Raw genomic sequence first — 19,037 nt, 5'->3', positions numbered from 1 at the left:
AGCGACGTTTTCGCTGCCAACACCAACGACCGGAGGGCTCAGTGATGTCGGGTCGGCACCGCGGCGCAGACGACGCGCTGCGCCGCGGCGACCGCAACAGTGCCGTTGTCGAGATCCGTGCGGCGCTGGCCGCGCTGGGTCTGGTGGACAGCCCCGACGCCGATCTGACCACCGGCAAACACGTCGCGCTGGATGTGTTCGACGACGACCTCGACCAGGCGGTGCGCGCCTTTCAGCAGCAGCGCGGACTGCTCGTCGACGGCATCATCGGCGAGGCCACCTACCGCGCACTCAAAGAGGCGTCCTACCGGCTGGGCGCGCGCATCCTCAATCACCAGTTCGGCGCACCGATGTACGGCGACGACGTGGCCACTTTGCAAGCGCGCCTGCAGGATCTGGGCTTCTACACCGGAATGGTCGACGGCTACTTCGGCATTCAGACCCACAATGCGCTGATGTCCTATCAGCGGGAGTACGGCCTGTACGCCGACGGTATCTGCGGCCCGGAAACGTTGCGCTCGTTGAACTTCCTGGCCTCGCGGGTGACCGGCGGCTCACCGCATGCGATCCGCGAAGAAGAGTTGGTGCGCCGCTCGGGACCGCGGTTGTCCGGCAAGCGCATCGTCATCGATCCGGGCCGTGGCGGCAGTGACCACGGGCTGATCACCCAGACACCGTCGGGCCCAATCAGCGAAGCAGACATCTTGTGGGACTTGGCAAGTCGTCTCGAGGGCCGGATGACGGCTATCGGGATGGAGACCTTTCTGTCCCGGCCGAACGGCCGCAGCCCGTCGGATGCCGAACGCGCGGCCACCGCGAACGCCGTCGGCGCCGACTTGATGATCAGCCTGCGCTGCGCGACCCACACCAGTCCGGCGGCCAACGGGGTGGCGTCATTTCACTTCGGGAACTCCCACGGGTCGGTGTCCACCATCGGCCGCAACCTCGCCGACTTCATTCAACGAGAAATCGTGGCGCGCAGCGGTTTACAGGACTGCCGCGCCCACGGCCGGACGTGGGACCTGCTGCGCCTGACCCGGATGCCCACCGTCGAGGTCGACGTCGGCTACATCACCAGCCCGCGTGATCGCGGCATGCTGGTCTCCCCGGCCACGCGCGACGCCATCGCCGAGGGGATGCTGGCCGCGGTCAAGCGGCTGTACCTGCTCGGCAAGAACGACCGGCCCACCGGCACATTCACGTTCGCGGAATTGCTGGCCCACGAGCTGTCGGTTGAGCGGACCGGCCGGCTCGGCGGCGGTTAGCGAGGCTCGACGAAGGAGAGCCGAAGCTGAACCGCCGCATCAAACCCGCCGGTTAGCGAGGCTCGACGAAGGAGAGCCGAAGCTGGACCGCCGCATGAAACCCGGTTCCGGACCCTAAATCGCAGACGCTGAGCCCGACGCCGCCGGGAAACCCGCCCCCACCGGCTGCTCCAGCTGCGAGGTTTCCAGCAGCCGCTCCAGCGCCGCCTCCACCTCCGCCTTCCAGCCCAGCCCCTTGTCGAGCTCCAGGCGCAGCCGGGGGAAGTACCGGTGCGGTGCCACCACGGTGAACCCGGCGTCGGTCAAGAAGTCCGCCCCGATGATGCAGTGCTCCACCGAGCAGTCACCGAGGGCGTCGAGTACCGGTGCGACATCGGGCTGCACGTTGACCGGATCCAGCAGCTCCCCGATCGCCGGGGTCCGCCCGAATGCCTCCAGGGCCCGGACGCCGCGGCGGACCAACTCGTCGACCGCACTGGCGATCAGTTCTCGCGGCAGGCCGTCGGCCAGCGGCGCCGGTTCGACACCCATGGAGGTCAGCAGCACCGCGTCGGCCGATACCGGTGCCGTCGGGAACCGGTGCGCCCGCGGCACCGCTCGGGGTGGGGCGTACAGCACGTAGCCGACACAGGGCGGATCCCCCGCGACAGGGGACGTTGGTGTGGCGACCTGGCCGCAGCACCCCCACTCCAGCATCACCATCGACAGCCAAGCTTCTTTCTCGAACTCCGGATCCGAGAGGTGATCGTCGCGGCCGAGGGTCGCCGGATCGACTTCCCAGAAGACGCACCGGCGCGCGTGCTTGGGAAGCTGCTCGAATCCCTCGAGCTTCAGCGGTGCGATTCGGACAGACACTGAACTCCCGGTCTCAACCCGTGCTGCCACCGGCGACAGCCCTTTAAGGATAGGAGGGTTGAGCCGCCGGATGCCACCATCGGCGCCGGCCGGCGTCCTCGTCGTCCGGAAATCCGAAAAGCGTTGCCGGTCAGCACGTTTCGCACCGATCCTGGCCGCAGGCAGGCCCTAGCGTCACAGTGACGTAATTGCCGCTTGTCATAGGTCGTGGCTGAACGCCGGTGTCAGGTGGCCGTGGAGTCCATCAGCGCGATGATGCGCTGCAGGTCGTCGACGGACCCGAACTCGACCACGATCTTGCCCTTACGCTTGCCGAGACTGACCGTCACGCGGGTGTCGAAGGCCGTCGACAGCCGCTCCGCGACGTCCTGGAGACCGGGCATCTGGATCGGCTTGCGCCGGGGCGCCACGGGAGTCGAGGTGCCCTCGCGGTTGGCCAGCGTGACCGCCTCCTCGGTCGCCCGCACCGACAGCCCCTCCGCGACGATGCGCGCCGCCAGCTCCTCCTGCGCCTCGGAGCCGCCCTCCAGGGACAGCAGCGCGCGAGCATGGCCGGCGGACAAGACCCCGGCGGCCACTCGGCGTTGGACCGCGATCGGCAGCCGCAGCAACCGGATCATGTTGGTCACCAGCGGCCGGGACCGACCGAGCCGGGTAGCCAGCTCGTCGTGGGTGACGCCGAACTCGTCGAGCAGCTGTTGGTAGGCCGCCGCCTCTTCCAGCGGGTTCAGCTGCACCCGGTGGATGTTTTCCAGCAGCGCATCGCGCAGCAGATTGTCGTCCTCGGTCTCCCGCACGATCGCCGGGATCGTCTCCAGGCCGGCCTGTTGGGAGGCCCGCCAGCGCCGCTCCCCCATCACCAACTGGTAGCGCGGCGCCCCGGGTGCGGCCCCCGGAAGCTCCCGGACCACGATCGGCTGCATCAGCCCGAACTCGCGGATCGAGTGCACCAGCTCGGCCAGCGCCTCATCATCGAAGACCTGACGGGGCTGGCGCGGGTTCGGCTCGATGGCGGCCGGACTGATCTCCCGGTAGACCGCGCCCACATCGGCGGCGGAATCCACCGGCGGGACACTGCCCCGGCTTCCGCCGAGCACCACGTCTGCCGCGGCATCGCCCATCCGCGGCCCGATGCCGGCTCCACGCTCAGCGGTGGACCCCGAGCCCTCGCCGGGCCCGGTCGGGATGAGCGATGCCAGGCCGCGGCCCAAGCCGCCCTTCTTACGCGACGGTCCGGTCATGTGCGTCGTTCCTTCTCACTCACGGCGGTCATCAACGCCGCCCCTCCTGGGCGCTGGCCGCGTCCCGCTCGACGAGTTCGCGGCTAGCGTCCAAGTAGCTCATCGCGCCGCGCGAACCCGGGTCGTAGTCGATGATCGTCATGCTGTAGCCCGGGGCCTCCGACACCTTGACGCTGCGCGGGATCACCGTCCGCAGCACGCGGTCACCGAAGTACCGCCGGACTTCGTCGGCGACTTGGTCGGCGAGCTTGGTGCGCCCGTCGTACATCGTCAGCAGCACCGTCGTCACCTCCAGGCGCGGGTTGAGGTGAGCCTTCACCATCTCGATGTTGCGCATCAGCTGGGACACGCCCTCCAGCGCGTAGTACTCGCACTGGATCGGGATCATCACCTCCGGCGCGGCGACCAACGCGTTCACGGTGAGCAAGCCGAGCGACGGCGGACAGTCGATGAAGACGTAATCGAAGTCGGAGTCGTCGAGCTCGGCCAGCGCGTTGCGCAGCCGGTTCTCCCGCGCGACCATGCTCACCAATTCGATCTCGGCGCCGGCCAGGTCGATGGTGGCCGGGATGCAGAACAGACGCTCATTGTGCGGGCTCTGTTGGAGCGCGGCGTGCACCGGCATCTCCCCGATCAACACTTCGTACGACGATGGGGTGCCGGATTGGCGATCGGCGATCCCCAGCGCGGTGCTGGCGTTGCCTTGGGGGTCGAGGTCGATCACCAAGGTCTTGATGCCCTGGACCGCGAGCGCCGCCGCGAGGTTGACCGCGGTGGTGGTCTTGCCGACACCGCCCTTCTGGTTGGCGACAGTGAACACCCGGCGTCGCTTCGGGCGCGGCAGGCGGTTGTGGGTGTGCAGGACCTGCATGGCGCGTTCGGCCGCTGCACCGATCGGGGTGTCGAACTCCGAGGATGTTTCACGTGAAACCGAACGGGTCGATGTTTCACGTGAAACTGCGCCGCGGGACCGGTCGGCATGCTTCGCCGACGCCGGTGGGGAGGCGGCCGGGCCGGCTGGTCTGCTCATGTTGGCCTCCTGGTGGTCCGTCGCGCCGGGCCTGCCGCGCGACGCGGGCGCGCCGTCTTGGGCTCTGCCCGCAGTGCCAGCACCACGGTCGCGGGCGGGGTTAAATAGTTCACGCCACATCTCACCACCCTTACGTCGGTCGCGCCTAGTCGGATCATCACACGCCGGTGCTCATCGACCTCGGCCTGTGCCCGCTCACCCTTCATCGCCACCATTCGGCCGCCCGCCCGCAGCAGCGGCAGGCTCCATCGGCTGATCTTGTCGAGGCTGGCGACCGCCCGGGAGACGACGACATCGCGCTCCCCTGCCTCGGCGAGCACCGACGGATCTTCGGCGCGCCCGCGGATCACCGTCACATCGTCAAGGCCCAACTCTTCGACAGCCTCGCGAAGAAACTCGCTGCGGCGAAGCAGCGGCTCCACGAGCACCAGGTGCAGATCCGGCCGAGCGAGGGCCAGCGGTATCCCGGGTAGGCCGGCGCCGCTGCCGATATCGGCAACCCGCTCGGCCGGGTCCAGCAGTTCGCCGACTGCCGCGCAGTTGAGCAGATGCCGCTCCCAGAGCCGGTCGACCTCCCGTGGCCCCAGCAGGCCGCGCTCCACGCCGGGACCCGCCAAGAGTTCCGCGTAGCGCCGAGTGGTCGGGAGCCGATCGCCGAAGACGTCGGCTGCCGCCTGTGGCGGCGCGGGCGCCGGTGCTCCCTCGACATGTTTCACGTGAAACATTCCTCCGGCTGTAGAACGGGCCGCCGTGAGGAATTACCTTGATGTAATTCCGCGCGGTGAATCCGGTTAGTCCCGCCGAACCACGACGCGGCGCGACGGCTCGACGCCCTGGCTCTCGCTGTGCACGCCGGCGACGGCGGCCACCGCATCGTGGACGATCTTACGTTCGAAGGGGCTCATCGGGGCCAGTTCCTCATCGGCACCGCTCTCCAGTACCCGGCGGGCCACCTCGTCGCCCAGCGCGGTGAGATCGTCCCTACGCCGGCGCCGCCAGCCAGCGATGTCCAGCATCAGGCGGCTGCGCTCACCGGTCTTCTGGTGCACCGCCAACCGCGTCAGCTCCTGCAGGGCGTCGAGCACCTCGCCCTTGCGGCCGACCAGCTTGGTGAGGTCGTTGCCGCCGTCAATGCTGACGACCGCGCGCCGGCCTTCGACGTCCAGGTCGATGTCACCGTCGAAGTCCAACAGGTCGAGCAACTCCTCCAGATAGTCGCCTGCGATCTCCCCCTCGGCGACCAGTCGCTCTTCGAGGTCGGCCGCCGGCGTAGTAGCGCCCTGGCCCTCCGGCTGCTCCGCAGCTTCCCGCTCGCTGGTCTCTGCGTCGTTCATCTCAGTCATGTCGGTCATGTTGTCTCCCTCTGTGCCCGGCAGCTGACGCGCCGGTTGGCTTGGTGGCGGTGGGTCACCGCTTGCGTTTCTTCGGCTTCGCCCCGGCGCCGGAACGGCCTCCTCGGGGCGCGGGCCGGCCCGGGTTCCGCTTGGCCGACTCGGCCTTCGGGGGCTGGTCCGCTTCGGGCGCAGATGCGTCGGTCACCGGCGCCTCGGTTTCGTCGGTCTCGGAGACGTCGGCGTCCGCGGTCGCCGTGCGGCTGGCTCGCTTGGGCTTGGCGCCGGGCGCCGGTGCGTTGGCCGATCGCCGGCGCAGCGCCTCCTCCTTCTTCGCCTCCTCCTCCTTGGCGATCAGGCCGAAGACGTAGTGCTGCTGGGCGAAGGTCCAGATGTTGTTGGAGAACCAGTACAAGATGATCGCCAGCGGCAGGAACGGTCCGCCGACGACCACGCCGAGCGGGAACACATACAGCGCCAGCTTGTTCATCATCGCGGTCTGCGGGTTGGCCGCCGCCTCCGGGCTCTGGCGTGCCACTGACGCCCGGCTGTTGAAGTAGGTCGCGATACCGGCCGCGATCATGATCGGTACGCCGACCGCGATCACCGAGAACCGGTTGAATTCGGCGAAGGCGTCCAGCCCGGTCCGCTGGATCATCGTCGCGCCCAGCGGCGCACCGAACAGGTTGGCGTCCAGGAAGTTACCCACATCGGCGGCGCTGAAGAAGTAGTTGCCCAGTTGCCGGTTCAGGTCCGGCGACAGCCCCAGTTGACCGATCCCGGAGCTGGTGCGGTTGAACGAACGCAACACATGGAACAGGCCCAGGAACACCGGGATCTGCGCCAGCATCGGCAGGCAGCCCAGGATCGGGTTGAAGCCGTGCTCACGCTGCAGCTTCTGCATCTCCAGGGCCATCCGCTGACGGTCCTTGCCGTACTTCTTCTGCAGCGCCTTGATCTGGGGCTGCAGCTCCTGCATCTGCCGGGTGGTCCGGATCTGCTTGACGAACGGCTTGTAGAGCAGGGCCCGCAGCGTGAAGACCAGGAACGTCACCGACAACGCCCAGGTGAAGAAGCTCGCCGGGCCGAGTAGAAGGCCAAATGCCTTGTACCACAACCACATAATGCCCGACACCGGGTAGTACACGTAGTCCAGACTCCGGGGATCAAAGGACACGTCGTTTACCCTCCGCTCGGTTGTCCGAGGCGTTCCCGGACGGACAATCGCATCCAGCGCCACCCTGGGACCGCTCGGGTATCGGGTCCCAGCCGCCCTGATGCCACGGCCCACACTTTGCCAGGCGCACCGCTGCCAGCCAGGCGCCCCGGATCAGTCCATATTCACTTAAGGCATCCACCGCGTACTGGCTGCAGGTCGGCATGAAGCGGCAACTGGGCAGACGCAACGGCGAGATCATGTGCCGGTAGAGCTGGATGACGAAGATCAGCCCGCGAACCGGAGCCGCCGCGACAGCGTGGGTCACCGCGCCGCACCTCCGGGTCTCTGGACCGCGCGCAGCCCGGCCCGCAACTGGGCGCGCAGGGTCTCCGACTTCGCGCGGTTACTGCCGGGCAGCGCCCGGATCACCACCTGCTGGCCGGCACACAGATCTCCGAGCACCTCGCGGGCCACGTGACGCAGCCGACGAGCCACCCGGTGCCGATCGACCGCCGAGCCTACCGACTTGGCGATGATCAGGCCGACTTGTGGCGGCGTCGCCGCGGAAACAGCTGGGGTGTCGGTTCGCCGGTCACAGATCACCCGGCTGTACACGATGACGTCGGGCTGTACCGCCCTTCGGCCTTGTTTGACCGTCGCACCGAAATCCGCCGACCGTCTCATCCGGAACTGAGCCGGGAGCACCGCGGTGCTGCCTGTGCTCAAGCAGTCAGCGAGCGCCGGCCCTTGCGACGCCGGCCCGTGACGATCGCGCGACCAGCGCGCGTACGCATCCGCAGCCGAAACCCATGCACCCGGGCCCGACGGCGGTTGTTGGGCTGGAAGGTCCGCTTGCCCTTGGCCACGGCACACTCTCCTTGTTGCGTCTTGCGCCGCGTCCGCGGGAGACACACCGGAAGCCCGTTGTGCCTGCCGCACGCGACGCACTCGGTAAGCTCGGTGAACTTCTGCGTCTTGCTCGTAACCGGCGCGGTCTCCGGCCAGGAGCCGGTCGCTGCCGTATCGCCGACGTTCGGGCGACTGTTCGAGGGTACTGATGCAGGTTCGCCGGGTCAAACCCCGGCTCCCGAACCCCGCACGCCGCGCTGCAGGCGCCCTCAGACCCGGCCCACCATTCACACTGGTCACACCCGCCACGGACGTTCCGGCGATGCTCGTTTTTGCCGGATTCATCTCCCAGAAAGGAGTAGTCGCCCGAGCGGAAACCTGTTAACTTGCTTGCCAGCGCCGTTTCTCGACTGGAGCGCATCTCGGCCGTAATCGAAGAGGACGAAGCGGCCTGCGCCTCGGGTATCGCCTGACTGTCTGGAGTGGCCGTTGCCGAGCAACTGGCCCGGAGGGCCTCGACGGGGTACACGCACCTCATCCACACCTGTGGATAACTGTGTGGATAGCATGTCACCGCACGAGATCCGTGCAGCACGACTTCGAGCCAGGGGGATGAGTCATTGACCGATGACCCCGGGTCGGCGTTCCTGACCTTGTGGGACGAGGTGGTCGCGGAACTCAACGGCGAAGCCCCCGCGCCCGACGTCTCTGCCCCGGTCTTGACGCCCCAGCAGAAGGCCTGGCTCAATCTGGTACACCCGTTGGCGATCGTCGAGGGCTTCGCGCTGCTCGCGGTTCCGAGCAGCTTCGTGCAGAACGAGATCGAACGGCACCTGCGCACCCAGATCACCGCTGCCCTGAGCCGTCGGCTCGGGCATGACATCGAACTCGGTGTGCGCATCGCCCCGGCACCGGCCGACGGGGCCTCCCCCTCCCTCGATGGCGCGGCCCCGGCCCGCGCCGGCGAGGACGAAGACGACGACACCACCGACGTCGAATACGACTGGCCCAACTACTTCACCGAGCGGCCCAGTGACGATTCGGCGACCGCCGACGGCGCGAGCCTAAACCGGCGCTACACCTTTGACACGTTCGTCATCGGCACGTCCAACCGGTTCGCCCACGCCGCCGCACTGGCCATCGCCGAGGCTCCGGCCCGCGCGTACAACCCGTTGTTCATCTGGGGTGAATCCGGTCTGGGCAAAACCCACCTGTTGCACGCGGCCGGCAACTACACCCAGCGACTCTTTCCCGGGATGCGCGTCAAGTACGTCTCCACCGAAGAGTTCACCAACGACTTCATCAACTCGCTGCGCGACGACCGCAAGGTCGCCTTCAAACGCAGCTACCGCGACATCGATGTCCTGCTCGTTGACGACATCCAGTTCATCGAAGGCAAAGAAGGTATCCAGGAGGAGTTCTTCCATACCTTCAACACCCTGCACAACGCCAACAAGCAGATCGTGATCACCTCCGATCGGGCGCCCAAACAACTTGCCACGCTGGAAGACCGACTCCGGACCCGGTTCGAGTGGGGTCTGATCACCGACGTGCAGCCGCCCGACTTGGAGACCCGCATCGCGATTCTGCGCAAGAAGGCGCAGATGGAACGTCTCGACGTGCCCGGTGACGTACTGGAGTTGATCGCTACCAGCATCGAGCGCAACATCCGCGAACTCGAGGGCGCGCTGATCCGGGTCACCGCGTTCGCCTCGCTCAACAAGACCCCGATCGATCGGGCGCTGGCCGAGATCGTGCTGCGCGATTTGATCGCCGACGCCAGCACCATGCAGATCAGCGCCGCGATCATCATGGCGGTGATCGCCGAGTACTTCGACACCTCCATCGAGGAACTACGCGGGCCCGGCAAGACCCGCCCGCTGGCTCAGTCCCGCCAGATCGCCATGTATCTGTGTCGCGAGCTGACGGACCTGTCCCTGCCCAAGATCGGGCAGGCATTCGGGCGCGACCACACCACGGTGATGTACGCCGAACGCAAGATCCGCGGCGAGATGGCCGAGCGTCGCGAGGTCTTCGATCAGGTTAAAGAGCTCACCACCCGGATCCGGCAGCGCGCGAAGCGCTGATTCCGCCGTCCGGCAGCGGGCGTGTTGCAAAAAACTTCCGGCCCACTCGTATCACCCGTTACGCCCGTCGGCTGTGGATACCACTGCGGACAACCTGTCGATGATCCGATGACGAACCGGCCGGGAATACACAGCTGCGGTTCCATCCACAGCCGCCCCGGCCGGCCCCGGCGTGTTATGCACGGTTGCTCCCCAGCCTCATCGCCGTGTTCAGCAGCGACGATGCGTCGCTGTGCCCAGCATGCACAGGCCTTACTACTAATACTGGGATCTCTTCGTCGTTTCTCTTTCAAAACAGGCCGTTGGGGATTTGCGTCGCGCGGGGCTGTTCACAACCGCTCGGCGTCAGCCACGCGCAGGCCTCTTCCCGGCCCACCGGTGTCATCGATTAACTTTCACGAAGGGCTTCGAGGCTCTACGGTTGGTGACCTACCGCCCTTGCGCTGTGCGAGGGCGTTGCACGGCCGCAGGTGGGGATGTTCACCGGTCGCCGCGGGGTAGAGCTCGATATCGGGGTGACGAGAGGACGCTATGGACGCGGCGACCACGAACGCGGGTCTGACCGACTTGAGATTTCGCCTTGACCGGGACGACTTCGCCGACGCGGTGGCGTGGGTCGCGAAATCCTTGCCGGCTCGGCCCACCGTGCCGTTGCTGGCCGGGGTGCTGCTGACCGGATCCGACAACGGGTTGACCGTCTCCGGGTTCGACTACGAAGTTTCTTCGGAGGTCCAGCTGGCGGCTGAAATCGCTTCTCCCGGAAGTGTTTTGGTCTCCGGCCGGCTGCTGTCGGATATCACTCGGGCACTTCCCGCCAAGCCGGTTGAGGTGCAGGTGGAGGCCACCCGGGCGTCATTGACGTGCGGTAATGCCCGGTTCTCGCTGCCGACGATGACCGTTGAGGACTACCCCACGCTGCCGACGTTGCCCGACGAGACCGGGGTGTTGCCCGCCGACCTGTTCGCCGAGGCGATCGGCCAGGTGGCGGTAGCCGCCGGCCGGGATGACACCTTGCCGATGTTGACCGGCATTCGCGTCGAAATCTCCGGCAATACAGTGGTTTTGGCTGCCACCGACCGCTTCCGGCTGGCAGTGCGCGAATTGACCTGGTCATCGGCGCCGGGCACCGAAGCCGCCGTGCTGGTGCCGGCCAAGACCCTCGCCGAAGCCGCCAAAGCCAGCAGCGATGGCACCGAAGTGCATCTGTCGTTGGGTGCAGGACCGGCGGTCGGCAGCGAAGGCCTGCTGGGTATCACCAGCGGCGGCAAGCGCAGCACCACCCGGCTGTTGGACGCAGAATTCCCGAAATTCCGCCAACTGCTGCCCAGCGAGCACCTTGCGGTCGCCACCATCGGTGTGGCCGAGCTGACCGAGGCGATCAAACGTGTTGCGCTGGTCGCCGATCGCGGTGCGCAGGTCCGCATGGAGCTGTCCGAAGGCACCCTGCGGTTGTCCGCCGGCGCCGAGGATGTCGGCCGGGCCGAGGAGGACCTCCCGGTGGACTTCGTCGGTGAGCCGCTGACCATCGCGTTCAACCCGACATATCTGACCGACGGTCTGGGATCGCTGCACAGCGAGAAGGTCTCGATGGGATTCACCGATCCCAAGAAGCCCGCCGTGCTGCGACCGGCCGGTGATGGCGATCCGGTGCACAGCGGTACCGGCCCGTTCCCGGCCGTGGTGTCGGATTACGTCTATCTGTTGATGCCGGTTCGCCTGCCCGGCTGACCGGCGCGGCCGCCACAACGGGAGGGGTGGTTTCGCGGTGTATGTCCGCCACCTGGGCCTGCGCGAGTTCCGGTCCTGGGCGCACGTTGACCTCGAACTGGAACCGGGTGCGACGGTACTGGTCGGACCCAACGGTTATGGTAAAACCAATCTCGTTGAGGCCCTGTGGTATTCGTCGACTTTGGGCTCGCACCGAGTGGCCACCGACGCCCCGCTGATCCGATCGGGCGCCGATCGAGCGGTGGTGTCGACGATCGTCGTCAACGAAGGCCGCGAACTGGCCGTCGATGTGGAGATCGCCGCCGGACGCGCCAACAAGGTCCGGCTGAACCGGGCTCCGGTGCGTCACGCCCGGGAGGTTGTCGGCGTGCTGCGTGCGGTGTTGTTCGCCCCGGAGGACCTGGCGCTGGTCCGCGGCGACCCCGGTGAGCGTCGCCGCTACCTCGACGAACTGGCCAGTGTGCGCCGCCCGCGGGTCGCGGCGGTGCGTGCCGATTACGACAAGGTGCTGCGGCAGCGCACGGCGCTGCTCAAAAGTGCACCCGGCGCGCTGCACCGCGGTGACCGGTCGGTATTGGACACTCTCGACGTCTGGGACGCTCAACTTGCCGCGCACGGCGCAGATCTCATGGCCGCCCGGATCGACCTGGTCAATCAGCTCGCACCCGAGGTTGAGAAGGCCTATCAACTACTTGCGCCCGGAACCCGCAACGCGGCGGTGGCCTACCGGCCCAAAGTGGAGATTTCCGCTGAGGATGCCGACGAAGGCCCGGTCCAGCTCCAGGAAGTGCTGCTGGCGGAATTGGCGCGCCGCAGGCGCGCAGAGCTGGAACGCGGCGTGTGTCTGGTCGGTCCGCACCGCGACGAGCTGGAGCTGCGGCTGGGTGACCGGCCGGTGAAAGGCTTTGCCAGCCATGGTGAATCGTGGTCGATGGCGCTGGCGCTGCGGTTGGCGGCGTATCAACTGTTGCGCAGCGAGGGCGCCGAACCGGTGTTGCTGCTCGACGACGTGTTCGCCGAGTTGGACGCTGCTCGCCGCCGCGCGCTCGCCGACGTGGCCGCATCAGCCGAACAGGTGCTGATCACCGCCGCCGTGGCCGAGGACGTGCCGGCGGATTGGCAGGCCCGCCAGATCCACATCGCGGTCACCGAGGGCGATCACGGCAGGGTGTCGGAGCTGATCGGGGGTGGCTCGTGAGCGATTCGGACATCGAACCGCCGGCGCACCTGGCCGGGATGGCCGGCATGGATCTGGTCCGGCGGACCTTGGCCGAGGCCCGCGAGGCCGCGCGCAGCCAGGGCAAAGACGTCGGGCAGGGGCGCCGGGCGCCGCTGCGCCGGCGAACTCCCGGTAGCGGCGGCGGCCGCCGTAGCTGGTCGGGGCCGGGACCCGACCGCCGCGACCCGCAGACGCTGGGCGCCGCCACCCGCGACCTCGCGCAGGCACGGGGCTGGTCGGCGCAGGTCGCCGAGGGCACCGTCCTGGGCCGCTGGCGTGCGGTGGTCGGCGAGGACATCGCCTCGCATGCCACACCGACCCGGCTCTCCGAGGGGGTGCTGAGCGTGTCGGCGGAATCGACGGCCTGGGCCACCCAGCTGCGGCTGGTGCAGGCACAATTGCTGGCGAAAATCGCCGCCGCGGTCGGCGATGGGGTGGTGACGACGCTGAAGATCACCGGCCCGACCGCTCCGTCGTGGCGCAAAGGTCCCCTGCACGTCTCGGGGCGCGGGCCGCGCGACACCTACGGCTAGCCCGGGCGGAGCCGCCGGGTGATCAGCGGCTCAGCGGCGCTACGAGCCCGAAAATTGCTCCGGCCAGCGGCCGGACACGCCATTGAGTGCGATATCCGCGTCACGGCGCAATCAGATGGGTGGAAACGCCACAAGAAAATGCCCGCCGTCGGCTCGTCACGGTAGACTGTTGCGGTATCCCCCGCGCATCCTGTGCTGTGGTGCGCCGACTGCTTGCTCGCGACTCTGAGGAGAGCTCCCCGACCGTGGCTGCCCAAAACAAATATGGTGCCGATTCGATCAAGGTTCTCGAAGGCCTCGAAGCCGTCCGTAAACGACCCGGGATGTACATCGGTTCCACCGGTGAACGCGGGCTCCACCACCTGATCTGGGAGGTCGTCGACAACGCCGTCGATGAGGCGATGGCCGGCTTCGCCAGCAAGGTGGCGGTGCGCATCCTCGAGGACGGCGGCGTGGAGGTCACCGACGACGGCCGCGGGATCCCGGTGGCCATGCATTCCACCGGCGTGCCCACCGTGGACGTCGTGATGACCGTGCTGCACGCCGGCGGCAAATTCGAGGAAGGCGCCTACAGCGTCTCCGGCGGTCTGCACGGCGTCGGCGTCTCAGTGGTCAACGCGCTGTCCACCAGGCTGGAAGCCGACATCCGCCGCGACGGCTACGAGTGGTTCCAGACCTACGACAAATCCGAGCCCGGCACCCTGAAAAAGGGTGACAAGACGAAGGCTTCCGGCACCACCATCCGATTCTGGGCCGACCCGGACGTGTTCGAGACCACCAACTACGACTTCGAGACCGTCGCGCGGCGGCTGCAGGAGATGGCTTTCCTCAACAAGGGCCTGACCATCGAGCTCACCGACGAGCGGGTGCGCACCGAAGAGGTCGTCGACGAGGTGGTCAGCGACACCGCCGAGGCGCCGAAGTCCGCCGAGGACCAGGCGGCCGAAGCCCAGGCGCCGCACAAGGTCAAGCACCGCGTCTTCCACTACCCGGGCGGCTTGCGCGATTTCGTGAAGCACATCAACCGGACCAAGACGCCGATCCACCCGACCATCATCGACTTCGACGGCAAGGGAACCGGTCACGAGGTCGAGATCGCGATGCAGTGGAACGGCGGCTATTCCGAATCGGTGCACACCTTCGCCAACACCATCAACACCGCCGAGGGCGGCACCCATGAAGAGGGCTTCCGCTCGGCGCTGACCAGCGTGGTGAACAAGTACGCCAAAGACAAGAAGTTGCTCAAGGACAAGGACCCCAACCTCACCGGCGACGACATCCGCGAGGGGCTGGCGGCGGTCATCTCGGTCAAGGTGGCCCAACCGCAGTTCGAGGGCCAGACCAAGACGAAACTGGGCAACACGGAGGTGAAGTCGTTCGTGCAGAAGGTCTGCAACGAACAGCTCAGCCACTGGTTTGAAGCCAACCCGGCCGAAGCCAAGACGATCATCAACAAGGCGGTGTCGTCGGCGCAGGCCCGGATGGCGGCGCGCAAGGCGCGAGAACTGGTGCGGCGCAAGAGCGCCACCGATCTGGGCGGGTTGCCCGGCAAGCTGGCCGACTGCCGCTCCAATGACCCGACCAAGTGCGAACTGTATGTGGTGGAAGGGGATTCGGCCGGCGGCTCGGCCAAGAGCGGCCGCGACTCGATGTTCCAGGCCATCCTGCCGCTGCGCGGCAAGATCATCAACGTCGAAAAGGCCCGCATCGACCGGGTGCTGAAGAACAACGAGGTCCAGGCGATCATCACCGCGCTGGGCACCGGCATCCACGACGAGTTCGACATCAGCAAGCTGCGCTATCACAAGATCGTGTTGATGGCCGACGCCGACGTCGACGGCCAGCACATCGCGACCCTGCTACTGACGTTGCTGTTCCGCTTCATGCGGCCGCTGGTCGAGCACGGCCACGTCTTTTTGGCCCAGCCGCCGCTGTACAAACTCAAGTGGCAGCGGGGTTCTGAGGCCGAGTTCGCCTACTCGGACCGGGAACGCGACGGTCTGCTGGAGGCAGGCAGAGCAGCCGGCAAGAAGATCAACGTCGATGACGGTATCCAGCGGTACAAGGGTCTCGGCGAGATGAACGCCAAGGAGTTGTGGGAGACCACAATGGACCCAACGGTGCGAGTGCTGCGCCAGATCACCCTCGATGACGCCGCGGCGGCCGACGAACTCTTCTCGATCCTGATGGGCGAGGACGTCGAGGCCCGGCGCAGCTTCATCACGCGCAACGCCAAAGACGTTCGTTTCTTGGACGTTTAGCGATCTTGACCTTTCCGACAGCGGACTGAACGAGGAATAGATGACAGACACCACGCTGCCACCCGGAGACGACTCGGTGGACCGGATCGAGCCGGTCGACATCCAGCAGGAGATGCAGCGCAGCTACATCGACTACGCGATGAGCGTGATCGTGGGCCGGGCACTGCCCGAGGTGCGCGACGGCCTCAAGCCGGTGCACCGCCGGGTGCTCTACGCGATGTTCGACTCCGGGTTCCGCCCGGACCGCGGCCACACCAAGTCGGCTCGCTCGGTCGCCGAGACGATGGGTAACTACCACCCGCACGGCGACTCCTCGATCTACGACACCTTGGTGCGGATGGCCCAGCCGTGGTCGCTGCGCTACCCCTTGGTCGACGGCCAGGGCAACTTCGGATCACCGGGCAACGATCCGCCAGCCGCGATGCGGTACACCGAGGCGCGACTGACCCCGCTGGCCATGGAGATGCTGCGCGAAATCGACGAGGAGACAGTCGATTTCATCCCCAACTACGACGGTCGGGTGCAGGAGCCGACGGTGCTGCCCAGCCGGTTCCCGAACCTGCTGGCCAACGGCTCCGGCGGCATCGCGGTCGGCATGGCGACCAACATCCCACCGCACAACCTGCGCGAGCTGGCCGAAGCGGTGTTCTGGTGCCTGGAGAACTACGACGCCGATGAAGAGGCCACCCTGGAAGCGATGATGGAGCGGGTCAAGGGCCCGGACTTCCCCACCTCCGGACTGATCGTCGGATCGCAGGGCATCAGCGACGCCTACCGGACCGGCCGAGGGTCCATCCGGATGCGCGGCGTGGTCGAGATCGAAGAGGACTCGCGCGGGCGCTCGCTGCTGGTGATCACCGAGCTGCCCTACCAGGTGAACCACGACAACTTCATCACGTCGATCGCCGAGCAGGTGCGCGATGGAAAGTTGGTCGGAATAGCCAACATCGAGGATCAGAGCAGCGACCGGGAGGGCCTGCGCATCGTCGTCGAGATCAAACGCGACGCGGTGGCGAAGGTGGTGCTGAACAACCTTTACAAGCACACCCAGCTGCAGACCAGCTTCGGCGCCAACATGCTCTCGATCGTCGACGGGGTGCCGCGCACCCTGCGGCTGGATCAGATGATCCGGTACTACGTCGCGCACCAACTCGATGTGATCGTGCGGCGCACCACCTACCGGCTGCGCAAGGCCAACGAACGGGCGCACATCCTGCGCGGTCTGGTCAAGGCGCTCGACGCCCTCGACGAGGTCATCGCGCTGATCCGTCGCTCGGAGACCGTCGACATCGCACGTCAGGGCCTGATCGAGCTGCTCGACATCGATGAGATTCAGGCGCAAGCGATTCTGGACATGCAGCTGCGGCGGCTGGCCGCGCTGGAGCGACAGAAGATCATCGACGACCTGGCCAAGATCGAGGCCGAGATCGCCGACCTGGAAGACATTCTGGCCAAGCCCGAACGGCAGCGCGGGATCGTGCGCGACGAGCTCGCCGAGATCGTCGAGAAGTACGGCGACGACCGGCGCAGCCGGATCATCGCCGCCGACGGCGACGTGGCCGACGAGGATCTGATCGCCCGCGAGGACGTCGTCGTCACGATCACCGAGACCGGTTACGCCAAGCGCACCAAGACCGATCTGTACCGCAGCCAGAAACGCGGCGGCAAGGGTGTGCAGGGCGCCGGCCTCAAGCAGGACGACATCGTCGCGCACTTCTTCGTCTGCTCCACCCACGACTGGATCCTGTTCTTCACCACGCAGGGCCGGGTGTATCGGGCCAAGGCCTACGACCTGCCGGAGGCGTTGCGCACCGCACGCGGCCAGCACGTCGCCAACCTGCTGGCCTTCCAGCCCGAGGAGCGCATCGCCCAGGTCATCCAGATCAGGGGCTACGAGGACGCGCCGTATCTGGTGCTGGCCACCCGCAACGGGTTGGTCAAGAAGTCCAAGCTGACCGACTTCGACTCGAACCGGTCCGGCGGCATCGTCGCGATCAACCTGCGCGAGGGCGACGAGCTGGTCGGCGCGATGCTGTGTTCGGCCGAGGACGACCTGCTGCTGGTGTCGGCCCTGGGGCAGTCCATCCGATTCTCGGCGACCGATGAGGCGCTGCGTCCGATGGGCCGCGCGACGTCGGGCGTCCAGGGCATGCGCTTCAACGCCGAGGACTACCTGTTGTCGCTCAACGTGGTCCGCGAGGGCACCTATCTGCTGGTGGCCACCGCCGGCGGGTACGCCAAGCGGACCGCGATCGAGGAGTACACCGCACAGGGCCGCGGCGGCAAGGGCATCCTGACCGTCCAGTACGACAAACGCCGCGGCCGGTTGGTCGGGGCGCTGATCGTCGACGACGACAGTGAGCTCTACGCGATCACCTCCGGCGGCGGAGTGATCCGCACCGCGGCGCGGCAGGTCCGCAAGGCCGGCCGGCAGACCAAGGGGGTCCGGTTGATGAACTTGGGCGAGGGCGACACACTGATAGCGATCGCGCGGAACGCCGACGAAGAGCCGGCCGACGAGGAGTCGGGTAGCTGAACCGACGAGAATCCCAGCCGCCGGGCGGCTCGGATACACAGCGAAGGAGCCGTGGGTGAGCGCACCTAATGAGCCGGGGCATCCGGGCAACGGCCCGGGTAACACCGAGCCCCCGGGCAGCGGTTCGGCCGACGCTGCAAGCCAGCGGCCCGGGGGACGCTCGGGCCGGGTCGCCGAGAGCGGCGACGCGCCGCCCTGGCAGCGCGGAGGCCAGACCCGCCAGCCCGCCCCGGCCCGGGCCGGCGAACCGGCGCGGCCGGCCGAGCCCAACGCGACGGCCCGCTCCGCCGGCGTCGATGAGCGGCTGCGCCGCTTCGTCTCCGGCACGGCCGCGCCCGGCGCTGCGCAGCCGGCACCGGCCAAGCCCGCCAAACCCGCGGCCAAGCCGGCTCAGCAACCGGCCAAGCCGGCCCAGGCCGCCTCACCCGGGCCGTCCGAGGACGCCTACGGCAGCGAGTTGCCGGATCTGTCCGAACCGGCCCAGCGGCGTCCGGCGGCCCGGCGCCCGCAGGTGTCGGCCGGACCGCGCGGCCCGGTGCGGGCCAGCATGCAGATCCGGCGCATCGACCCGTGGAGCGCGCTGAAGGTGTCGCTGCTGTTGTCCACGGCGCTGTTCTTCGTCTGGATGATCGCCGTCGCCGTGCTGTACGTCCTGCTGGGAGCGATGGGTGTCTGGAGCAAGCTGAACAGCAACGTCGGTGATTTGTTGACCAATAACAGTGCCGCGGAACTGGTTTCGGGCAGTTCGATTTTCGGCGGCGCCGCCCTGATCGGGCTGGTGAACGTCGTCGTGCTTACCGCGATGGCCACCCTCGGTGTGGTCATCTACAACCTGAGCACCGACGTGGTCGGCGGTGTCGAGGTAACCCTGGCCGACCGGGATTGACCGGCATTTTGGTCGGGGGGCCTCGGGTGCGGTAATCTCGGCGCTCGGTCGTAGTCG

Annotated in this window: 17 protein-coding genes; 8 read left to right on the top strand and 9 right to left on the bottom strand. The window is 67.4% G+C overall.

Annotation, left to right across the window (positions count from 1 at the left end; translation table 11 throughout):
* Positions 1–44 precede the first annotated feature (44 nt).
* Complete coding sequence (locus tag AC5Y31_RS11055; RefSeq protein ID WP_065023811.1) at positions 45–1,265, top strand: N-acetylmuramoyl-L-alanine amidase; 1,221 nt, start codon at positions 45–47, stop codon at positions 1,263–1,265.
* A 114-nt stretch (positions 1,266–1,379) separates the two neighbouring features.
* Here the strand turns inward: AC5Y31_RS11055 and AC5Y31_RS11050 are convergent, their stop codons facing one another.
* From AC5Y31_RS11050 to rpmH, 9 genes are all read right to left on the bottom strand, one after another.
* Positions 1,380–2,120, bottom strand: a complete 741-nt coding sequence (locus tag AC5Y31_RS11050) for an acetyltransferase (protein ID WP_499980279.1) — start codon at positions 2,118–2,120, stop codon at positions 1,380–1,382.
* Between the two features lie 224 nt (positions 2,121–2,344).
* The gene (locus AC5Y31_RS11045) at positions 2,345–3,361 is read right to left on the bottom strand and encodes a ParB/RepB/Spo0J family partition protein (protein WP_499980278.1); all 1,017 of its coding nucleotides are present in this window, start codon (positions 3,359–3,361) and stop codon (positions 2,345–2,347) included.
* 31 nt (positions 3,362–3,392) lie between these two features.
* On the bottom strand, positions 3,393–4,391 hold the full coding sequence (locus AC5Y31_RS11040; protein ID WP_082966350.1) for a ParA family protein: 999 nt from the start codon (positions 4,389–4,391) through the stop codon (positions 3,393–3,395).
* The gene (gene rsmG, locus AC5Y31_RS11035) at positions 4,388–5,116 is read right to left on the bottom strand and encodes a 16S rRNA (guanine(527)-N(7))-methyltransferase RsmG (protein ID WP_499980275.1); all 729 of its coding nucleotides are present in this window, start codon (positions 5,114–5,116) and stop codon (positions 4,388–4,390) included. The genes AC5Y31_RS11040 and rsmG overlap by 4 nt, the downstream gene beginning before the upstream one ends.
* Positions 5,117–5,182: 66 nt before the next feature.
* Positions 5,183–5,725, bottom strand: a complete 543-nt coding sequence (locus AC5Y31_RS11030; protein WP_301636099.1) for a R3H domain-containing nucleic acid-binding protein — start codon at positions 5,723–5,725, stop codon at positions 5,183–5,185.
* A 73-nt stretch (positions 5,726–5,798) separates the two neighbouring features.
* Entirely contained in the window at positions 5,799–6,845 is a 1,047-nt protein-coding gene (gene yidC, locus AC5Y31_RS11025; RefSeq protein WP_065023845.1) for a membrane protein insertase YidC, read from the bottom strand.
* A gap of 43 nt (positions 6,846–6,888) precedes the next feature.
* Positions 6,889–7,206, bottom strand: coding sequence for a membrane protein insertion efficiency factor YidD (gene yidD, locus AC5Y31_RS11020; RefSeq protein WP_082966347.1), 318 nt, complete (start codon positions 7,204–7,206; stop codon positions 6,889–6,891).
* Positions 7,203–7,586: a ribonuclease P protein component gene (gene rnpA, locus AC5Y31_RS11015; RefSeq protein ID WP_499980364.1), complete on the bottom strand. Its 384-nt coding sequence runs from the start codon at positions 7,584–7,586 to the stop codon at positions 7,203–7,205. The genes yidD and rnpA overlap by 4 nt, the downstream gene beginning before the upstream one ends.
* Before the next feature lie 17 nt (positions 7,587–7,603).
* Positions 7,604–7,747 (bottom strand): 50S ribosomal protein L34, encoded by a 144-nt coding sequence (gene rpmH, locus AC5Y31_RS11010; protein WP_005142265.1) that lies wholly within the window; start codon positions 7,745–7,747, stop codon positions 7,604–7,606.
* A 603-nt stretch (positions 7,748–8,350) separates the two neighbouring features.
* Here rpmH and dnaA point away from each other — a divergent pair.
* The 7 genes from dnaA to AC5Y31_RS10975 all read left to right on the top strand — a co-directional run bounded on the left by dnaA (position 8,351) and on the right by AC5Y31_RS10975 (position 18,980).
* Entirely contained in the window at positions 8,351–9,817 is a 1,467-nt protein-coding gene (gene dnaA / locus AC5Y31_RS11005) for a chromosomal replication initiator protein DnaA (protein ID WP_499980271.1), read from the top strand.
* A 531-nt stretch (positions 9,818–10,348) separates the two neighbouring features.
* Positions 10,349–11,545: a DNA polymerase III subunit beta gene (gene dnaN, locus AC5Y31_RS11000; RefSeq protein WP_065023806.1), complete on the top strand. Its 1,197-nt coding sequence runs from the start codon at positions 10,349–10,351 to the stop codon at positions 11,543–11,545.
* Between the two features lie 37 nt (positions 11,546–11,582).
* A complete protein-coding gene (recF, locus tag AC5Y31_RS10995) occupies positions 11,583–12,743 on the top strand; it encodes a DNA replication/repair protein RecF (protein WP_499980270.1) in 1,161 nt (386 codons plus the stop codon).
* Positions 12,740–13,297, top strand: coding sequence for a DUF721 family protein (locus AC5Y31_RS10990; protein WP_499980268.1), 558 nt, complete (start codon positions 12,740–12,742; stop codon positions 13,295–13,297). Before recF ends, AC5Y31_RS10990 begins: the two co-directional genes overlap by 4 nt.
* A 245-nt stretch (positions 13,298–13,542) precedes the next feature.
* Positions 13,543–15,558 (top strand): DNA topoisomerase (ATP-hydrolyzing) subunit B, encoded by a 2,016-nt coding sequence (gene gyrB / locus AC5Y31_RS10985; protein ID WP_499980267.1) that lies wholly within the window; start codon positions 13,543–13,545, stop codon positions 15,556–15,558.
* A 40-nt stretch (positions 15,559–15,598) separates the two neighbouring features.
* Complete coding sequence (gene gyrA, locus AC5Y31_RS10980; RefSeq protein WP_499980265.1) at positions 15,599–18,094, top strand: DNA gyrase subunit A; 2,496 nt, start codon at positions 15,599–15,601, stop codon at positions 18,092–18,094.
* A 55-nt stretch (positions 18,095–18,149) separates the two neighbouring features.
* Entirely contained in the window at positions 18,150–18,980 is an 831-nt protein-coding gene (locus tag AC5Y31_RS10975; protein WP_499980264.1) for a DUF3566 domain-containing protein, read from the top strand.
* Positions 18,981–19,037: the final 57 nt, after the last annotated feature.

Source organism: Mycobacterium sp. NGS18 (assembly GCF_059813185.1).
This window is presented reverse-complemented; position numbering and strand designations above follow the sequence as displayed.